The following is a 7,922-nucleotide window of genomic DNA, read 5'->3' on the forward strand; positions in this document are numbered from 1 at the left end:
CCTTCCGCCAGGTCCAAGAAAAATCCAACCGCTTGGCAGCGGCTTTGGCCAATTTTGGAGTAAGGAAGGGAAGCCGGGTAGCGCTGATGCTGCCCAACACACCTCAGTACGTACTAAGCTACCTGGCGGTGCTTAGGCTAGGAGCCATTGTGGTACAAATGAACCCCCTATATACCGAGCGGGAAATCGAAAACATCCTGGCGGACTCTGAGGCTGAGGCTATTATTGCTCTGGACCTATTTATCTCCCGGATCGAGGCGGTGAAACCTAGGACCAAGCTGCGCATGGTCATCTGGACCCGGGCCAACGAATTTTTGAGCTTCCCCTTAAAACAGCTTTATCCCTTGTTGGCCAAGCGTAAAAATTCCTATCCCGCTATCACGCCCAAGGCCTATTTATTTAACCTTTCGGATCTAATCAACTCTAGCCATGGGCGGCCGCCCAGGGTGGATATCAATCCTGCCGAGGATATAGCCATTTTCCAGTACACTGGAGGAACTACCGGAATCCCCAAAGCGGCCATGTGCACCCACATGAATATGGTGGCCAACTGCCACCAGGCTCGGGCCATTGTGGGCGATACCCTCATTGAGGGCCAAGAGAGGGGTATCGGGCTTTTGCCCTTCTTTCATTCCTTCGGGCTCACCACCAACCTCAACCTGCTAATAGGCTTTGGAGGAACCATGATCCTATGCCCTCAGCCCAATGATTTTAAGCAAGTGTTGAGCCTAATAAGGAAGTATAAACCAACCTTGTTTAACGGCGTGCCCACCATGTATATTGCCCTTCTAAACCATCCCGATTTGGCCAAGACTGACATGAGCAGCATCAAGGTGCTCAACTCCGGGGCTGCGGCCATGCCGGTGGAGGTGATGAACCAGTTTGAGGCCAAGACTGGCGGCCGGATCGTGGAAGGGTATGGCTTATCCGAAGCCTCCCCGGTGGTTACCTGCAATCCCTTCAAAGGGACGCGCAAACCGGGCAGCATCGGCATACCTCTTCCGGATACGATCGTAAAGATCGTGGATATGGAGACCGGAACCCGGGAGCTTCCCCCCGGCGAGGTCGGTGAGCTGGTGGTCAAGGGGCCGCAAGTAATGAAGGGCTATTGGAACCGGCCGGAGGAGACCGCCCAAGTGCTCCGGGATGGATGGTTATATACGGGCGATGTGGCCAAAATGGATGAGGATGGCTTCTTCTACATCGTTGACCGCAAGAAGGATATGATCATTACCGGCGGCTTCAATGTCTATCCCCGCGAAGTAGAAGAAGTGATCTATGAGCATCCCAAGGTCAAGGAAGTGGCGGTAGTGGGAGTGCCGGATGAATACGCCGGGGAGCGCATCAAGGCAGTGGTGGTGCCCAAGGAGGGCCAGACCCTTACTGAGGATGAGATTCGCCAGTGGTGCCGCAACAAGCTAACCGGCTACAAAGTGCCGCGGATAGTGGAGTTCAGGGATGAGCTTCCCCTGACTATGGTAGGCAAGGTACTGCGGCGGGTGCTAAAAGAGGAGGCGGTGGCGGAGGCGGCCAAGGAAGGCACGGAAAAGGGGGCGTAGGTAAGGAGTGCTCCACAGGCCCAAGCCACACGACTAGGCAAATGATCAAAATTGGATTTTGGCTGGAGCTTATGGGCGTTGTCGTTATCTGGTTGGTGCTGCGGCTCATTTTGCCGCTACTGGGAATGGTATGATGCTCACTAATTGCCTGCGTGCTAAGGAGGAAACAAGGGAACAGTTCTCTTGTTTCCTCTTCTTCTCTTGCATTGGCAAGCCTGGGCCTTGCTCTCCAGCCCTGGTTGCTTGCGGCTGCCCGCCGGTCTACCCCACCAACTCCCAGCATAGGATAAATCAGGATCGATACTTTTTCCAGGCTTGGCTTTGGGGGGAGAACCGGCTTGGCGCGATTTAGTCCCGGTTATGGAGGCGATCCCTGGGGCCGCCTCTATCGGCAGCGGCAAAGGCGAGTGCTGCTGGCTTTGGCGCTATTGGCGTTGGTGGTGGTAGCTTCTCTCTGGGTGACGAGCCTGCTAAAACCCAGGTCGGGCGCCTCCATCAGGGTGGGCCCTACCTTGGTTCGAGTCCTCGATACCAGCACTGGAAAAGTTATGTCTTTGGCCTTGGAGGATTACTTGGTGGGGGTGGTGGCGGCGGAGATGCCGGCCGAGTTTGAGCTTGAAGCCTTGAAGGCCCAGGCGGTAGCTGCTCGCACTTATGCCCTGAAAAGGTTAGTTGAAGCTCGGGCGCCGGCTCCAGCTTCTACGCCCGGCTCGGCCACCACTCCCTCGGCACCGGCACAGTCTCGGCAGGAGGACCCGAACGGCACCCTGCTCCCCGGCCCCCAGGGCCACCCCGGGGCAGATCTATGTACCAACCCCACCCATTGCCAGGCTTGGTTTTCCAAGGAAGAGATGCGGCGCCGCTGGGGGTTAGTCCGTTATTTAGCTTATCTTCGCAAGATAGAAAAGGCGGTGAAGGCCACTGCCGGCGAGGTGCTGGTTTATCAAGGGTGCTACATCGATCCGGTCTATCACTCCGTTTCCAACGGCCATACCGAGGACTCGGAGGACGTGTGGTCCGAAAGTATCCCCTACCTGCGGGGTGTACCCAGCCCTTGGGACACGAGCTCGCCTAAATTTGAGGGCAAAACTGTGGTCAGCCTTTCCGACTTGGACCGCCTCTTGGGCACCCATCTCAGTGCCCTCCCCACTAGCGCTTTAGGGTCCAATGGTCCTGCCCTCAAAGTATTGAAACGCACCAAAAGCGGCCGGGTGAAGACCATGATGATTGATGGCAAAGAAATAGAGGCCAGCCGCTTGCGGCAGATTTTGGGGTTAAATTCTACTGATTTTCGCTGGGAAGCCTCGGGCCGATACCTGGTGTTTTACACCCGAGGGCGGGGCCACGGGGTTGGCATGTCCCAATATGGGGCCAACGGCATGGCCAAGGAAGGAAAGACCTACCGGGATATCCTCACCTACTATTATTCCGGGGTAGAGATTAAGAAGCTCAAGCTTTAAAGTAAGCCTTTAGGTTTAATTTTCACCTCGAGGGGAAAAAATAGGCCTTGAGGTGGTTCTATGAAATTGTCGTTGGATACAGTCAAGGACAAGCTGAACTGGCTTGGACGCTCGGCGGACGACAACCGGCGGGCCAAGAAGGGTCGGCGACCAGCCACCCAGGTCAAGCACCCTGGGGTGATTGGGCCCATCCTAGAAGCTTACCTTACCGCCGGTAAGGTCATAGCGGCGGCAGCCTGCGGGACGGCCATAGCTCTGGTTCGGGGCGGACGTCGGGCCTATGTGCGGCTTAGCCGTCCGGTTACCAAGAGGCGGATCAAGCTAGGTCTAGTGGCCTCGGCGCTATTGGTGGCCATATTTGCAGCTGGGTATGGCATCGGCTCCGGCCAGGTATTGCGCACCCTAAATCATTGGTGGGGGTGGCCAGCGATCACCGGGGCTGGCAACCCGGATTCTTTTCCCAGCAATCCTTACCAGACTGCCACCACTCGCCCTTTAGAGCCCGGGAGCTTGCCCAGTGGCCCGCAAGCCCCTGGCCAAGAAACTTCTAGTGCTACCGGTTCTACCGCCAATTCGCCCGACTTGCGGCAAATGATTAGCCCCCTAAATGGGGAAATGAAGGCTCCTTATGGGTTTGCCTATGCCCGGGCTTTTGCCGATTACCGGCTGCACCCGGGTATAGACTTGGCGGCACCAGCGGGGACTGAGGTCCGGGCAGCCTTGGCCGGGCGAGTAAAGCAAGTAACCAGCACTCCCGAGCAGGCTTATCGGTTGGTCATTGACCATGGCGGCAACTATGAGACCGTCTATGCCCACTTGGAAGAAGTGCGGGTGGCAGCTGGCGATCTGGTTTCTCGGGGGCAGGTGTTGGGAGCCATCGGCGATCCCGGCAGCGGTGAGGCCGACATGGGACCCCATCTCCACTTTGAGCTCCGGCACCGAGGGGAACCCGAGGATCCTCTTACCTACTTAAAGGGGCTGTGAAACCATGGGCAAAGCGCCAACGTTCTTTTTGCCTGCAAACCCTCATATAAATAACGTAGCAAGCTTTGAGGGAGGCTTCCTCATGCAGGAGCACATCCGCAAGCGGGTTTTGGATATTTCTACATATTTGGTAGAATCTTCAGCCACGGTCCGCCAAGCGGCTGCTGCCTTCGGAGTGTCCAAGAGCACCGTTCACAAGGATGTCACTGAGAGGTTGCCAGATATCAACGCCGCTTTGGCTGCCAAGGTACGCTTGGTCTTGGACCTAAATAAGGCCGAAAGGCACATTCGTGGCGGGGAAGCTACCCGAAGAAAGTATCAAGAAATCAAAGCCTCTTAATGAGACAAAAAGGAATTCCCTTCGCGATGGAGAATTAGAAGCAAAAGCAAAATCTGGCTCTATCTCCAGGCGAAGGGAGTTTGTTTATGTTTGGCTGGTCAATGGACATCGGCATCGATCTAGGCACTGCCAGCGTACTGGTATATGTCAAGGGGCGTGGTATCGTCCTCAATGAGCCGTCGGTGGTAGCCATCGATCGCAACACCAACCGGATCATCACCGTGGGCGAGGAAGCCCGGCGCATGCTGGGGCGCACTCCCGGCAACATTGTGGCGGTCAGGCCCTTGCGCGAGGGCGTCATCGCCGATTACGATACCACCGAAAAAATGCTCAAATACTTCATCTACCGCGCCAGCGGGGGGCGCTTTTTTATTCGTCCCCGCATCATGGTCTGCATTCCCACCGGAGCTACTGGAGTGGAGGAACGAGCAGTGCGCCAAGCGGCCACCCAGGCCGGCGCTCGGGAGATACACATCATGGAAGAGCCGCTGGCGGCGGCCTTGGGCGCGGGCCTGGATATCTCTGAACCCTGCGGCAATATGGTCATCGACATTGGCGGTGGCACCACCGATGTGGCGGTGCTATCCCTGGGCGGTATTGTCTGCTCCAAGTCGCTGCGGGTAGGTGGCGACAAATTTGATGAAGCTATTGTCCGATACATTCGCAAGGAGTACAACCTGATGGTGGGCGATCGCACCGCCGAAGAGCTCAAGATGGCCATTGGCTGCGCCTTCCCCTCCCTGTCCCTGGAGCCGGACCGGATGGAAGTGCGAGGGCGGGATCTGGTCAGCGGTTTACCTCGGACGGTGGAAATCACGGCTGAGGAAACCCGGATTGCTATGCAGGAGCCTATCGAAGCGGTAGTTGGGGCGGTCAAGGAAGTGCTGGAGAAGACGCCTCCAGAGCTTTCGGCTGACATCATGAATCGGGGCATCGTTATGACTGGCGGTGGGTCCTTACTGCATGGCTTAGACGCTTTGCTGGCAGCCGAAACCGGGCTGCCGGTAAACGTGGCCGACGATCCCATCGCTTGTGTGGCCTTGGGAACCGGGAAGGCCTTGGCTATGCTGCCGGCCCTCAGGAAGAGCGGGGCGTTTGAGTCTAGTTAGGTGAGCAGGTGAGCCGGCGATACTGGTTAAGGTCGGGCAAAAAGGACGAGTATCACTCAGCTCGCTGAAGTGGCAGATTTGCGGTAGCTCGAGCTAGCTCGGCTTAGGACCGATCCCCAACGCCCCTCGCCAGGGTATAGACTATATACTGGTTCAGGCTGACGCTTTCTTTGGCGGCCATCTCCGCCAACCTCTTGTGGAGCGACCTCGGCATCCTGACCACCAGCTTCCCCGAGTAGTCCTCCGGTACCGGTTCGGGGATGGGGATACCCTCTTCCAGAGCCGTCGCCAGCCACGACCTTTTGGCGTCCTCGATCATCTCCGCTGCCTCGGTTATCGTTTCTCCCTGGGTGATGCACCCCGGCAGTTCGGCTATCCTAGCCACGTAGCCTCCGTGCTCCGAGGGATACATCTCGACTGTGTAGGGAAGCGAAAGGTAATGCTCAAGGCTTTTCTCCGCTGCCACCGTTAATCTCCCCTTCCAGGGCCTTGATTGCTTCTTTGACGTACTCGGGTTTTATAGGGTTATCCCTGGGCACAGTTATGAGTTTGTCGGCCCTGACGTAGGTGTAGTGGCTCGACCCGCTCCGGGGCTGGCGCTCTCTGAAGCCTGCCCGCAGGAGCAGCCTCCTGAGTTCGTCGAAGCGAACCTGTTTGGGATTGCGCTTGATCTTCTCGTACAGTTTTTCCAGTTTGCCCAAACCGACCACGCCTCTAAGCGGATAGTATCATATCCAGTACTAGCACGTCAAGAGCTTTAGAAAGGCTTTTAGTCCTGCGCGACGAGACCGGAAAGCGCTAAGGACTATGTGCCGTTTTTTCGGGCCTTAGCGGGTCCTTTTCGGGCACTTACGCGCAGTTTTCGGGTAAGGACCCCCCAACCTGGAGAGAATGCTCCGGGATGCCAAGATGGGGTAGATAGTGGAGGGCACCAACCAGGGTCTAGCGGTTGGTCATTTTCCGGGAGCTGTTCTTGGGGCGCTGAGATACTCCTTGCCCAATGCTATTAACAACCCTGCCATCAATCCCAAGACAGAGGCCACAGCCAAGTTGAGTTTACGGTTGGGCTTTATGGGCGCTGATGGCACCTGGGGGCTGGAGATAATTTGCATGGGCTGGAGGGCATCTAGCTGCTGTTGCAGATCCAGGCAGGCGTTGGTTAGCTGCAAGCGCTGGGAGCTGAGATCGCCCAAGGTCTCTAGGGTTTGCGAGCGGCGGAAGTCTTTGGCTCCCACTGGCAGGTTGCTGGCTTCGATGCCCTTAAGGGTGCTTTCGGCGGAGGCAATTTGTTTTTCTACGGAAGCCAGTTGCTGGTGGAGGACCTGGGCTTGGGATTCCAAAAGCTTTTGGTAGCGCTGGAAGGCAGCTTGGCTTTGCTTTTGAAAGGCAGCAATGATGCTGGCTGTCAAGGCGCGGGCCCGGGCTGGATCGGTATCCTCCACGGCGATTTGCAGGTAAGGGGAATCCTTTACTGGCTCTACTTTCACTCTGGCTTTAAGCCCGGGCAAATTAGCGGCGGTAAAGCTGGGGTCAACCTGCCGGGCTGCCTCTAGTAGCAGATCGTTGCTGGTGAGGATTCCTTGGGCGCCGGTCAGGCTGGTATAGATGGAGCCGGAGAGCTGTTGCCATGGCTGATTGCCTTGGCCAGAAGGGGCCAAGGTGTAGCCAGAGTGATTGAAATACCCTAGGTATATGGTGCTCGTGCTCTTGTAGGTAGGCGCAATTACCCAGAAGCTAAGAATGGCGCTAACCAAAACGGCTGTCACAAGCACCGAAGCGATGAGCAGGCGCTGCCGCCAGAACACCAGCAGGTATTCCCGGAGGTCGATCTCATCGCCTGAGTTCCATGAGGGTTGAGAGATGGCGGGCGGACTATCTACTGGGCTAGGTGCAGCGGCTGGTTGCACTAGCGGCGGTTGCGAAGCCATGGGTGTTTTTTGCCTCCTAGATTAGCAATTAGATTCTCAATCGATCCTATTCGGCCAAAAGCAGCATTATCTGTAGGCCTTAGTTTAGGCCCAAAGCAAGCCTCACTGACTCGAGAGCTTCCCATGAACGTCGAATTGGCCGCCCAGCACTCAACGTGGCGTCAGCACGACTAACTTGCACGTACGCCATAGTTGTTACGATAAAACCTCACTACCTTGCTCGGCTCATGGTTGAGTGCTGGGCGCCGGAGCTTCGGGGTGAGCTTTAGTCTGACCCGCAAGGATCACCGGAGCGAGCGGGAGTCCAGGCAAGTTGCAAGAAAAGGTAGCTGAGGTTCATCACAGGCAGCTAAGCTCAGATAGGTGAGGAGGGGCCTAGGAGCTGGCGCACCTGGCGCAAGTGAGCCGGGTCCAGCAGCCACACGGCCTGGCCGCGCACCTGGGCTGGCTGTCCCCGGATTAAGATTTTGGGGATGGAAGTGGCATCTACGGCTGCCGCCACCTGGAAGTAAAGCCAGAGGTTGGTGGGGGTTGAAATAAAA

The 7,922-nt window shown here is 56.8% G+C and carries 9 protein-coding genes; 5 read left to right on the plus strand and 4 right to left on the minus strand.

All coding sequences use genetic code 11. The features are described from left to right. The 5 genes from H5U02_12585 to H5U02_12605 form a co-directional block, all read left to right on the plus strand. Positions 1-1,559: long-chain fatty acid--CoA ligase (locus H5U02_12585; protein ID MBC7343255.1), on the plus strand; the 1,559-nt coding region annotated here is incomplete at its 5' end. Positions 1,560-1,897: 338 nt separating this feature from the next. After that, positions 1,898-3,019, plus strand: a complete 1,122-nt coding sequence (gene spoIID / locus H5U02_12590) for a stage II sporulation protein D (protein ID MBC7343256.1) — start codon at positions 1,898-1,900, stop codon at positions 3,017-3,019. A gap of 66 nt (positions 3,020-3,085) precedes the next feature. Next, positions 3,086-4,003: a M23 family metallopeptidase gene (locus H5U02_12595; GenBank protein MBC7343257.1), complete on the plus strand. Its 918-nt coding sequence runs from the start codon at positions 3,086-3,088 to the stop codon at positions 4,001-4,003. Positions 4,004-4,085: 82 nt separating this feature from the next. Continuing rightward, on the plus strand, positions 4,086-4,343 hold the full coding sequence (gene spoIIID, locus H5U02_12600; GenBank protein MBC7343258.1) for a sporulation transcriptional regulator SpoIIID: 258 nt from the start codon (positions 4,086-4,088) through the stop codon (positions 4,341-4,343). A gap of 86 nt (positions 4,344-4,429) precedes the next feature. Next, positions 4,430-5,452, plus strand: coding sequence for a rod shape-determining protein (locus H5U02_12605; protein ID MBC7343259.1), 1,023 nt, complete (start codon positions 4,430-4,432; stop codon positions 5,450-5,452). Between the two features lie 103 nt (positions 5,453-5,555). Here H5U02_12605 and H5U02_12610 read toward each other — a convergent pair whose 3' ends face one another. The 4 genes from H5U02_12610 to H5U02_12625 all read right to left on the minus strand — a co-directional run. Next, positions 5,556-5,864: a type II toxin-antitoxin system HicB family antitoxin gene (locus tag H5U02_12610; protein MBC7343260.1), complete on the minus strand. Its 309-nt coding sequence runs from the start codon at positions 5,862-5,864 to the stop codon at positions 5,556-5,558. A 31-nt stretch (positions 5,865-5,895) separates the two neighbouring features. Continuing rightward, positions 5,896-6,153, minus strand: coding sequence for a type II toxin-antitoxin system HicA family toxin (locus H5U02_12615; protein MBC7343261.1), 258 nt, complete (start codon positions 6,151-6,153; stop codon positions 5,896-5,898). A 252-nt stretch (positions 6,154-6,405) separates the two neighbouring features. After that, positions 6,406-7,380, minus strand: a complete 975-nt coding sequence (locus H5U02_12620; protein ID MBC7343262.1) for a hypothetical protein — start codon at positions 7,378-7,380, stop codon at positions 6,406-6,408. 355 nt (positions 7,381-7,735) lie between these two features. Next, positions 7,736-7,922 (minus strand): hypothetical protein (locus tag H5U02_12625; GenBank protein MBC7343263.1); only part of this gene is annotated, 187 nt, incomplete at its 5' end.

Source organism: Clostridia bacterium (genome assembly GCA_014360065.1).
Lineage (GTDB): Bacteria > Bacillota > DSM-521 > Neomoorellales > JACIYF01 > JACIYF01.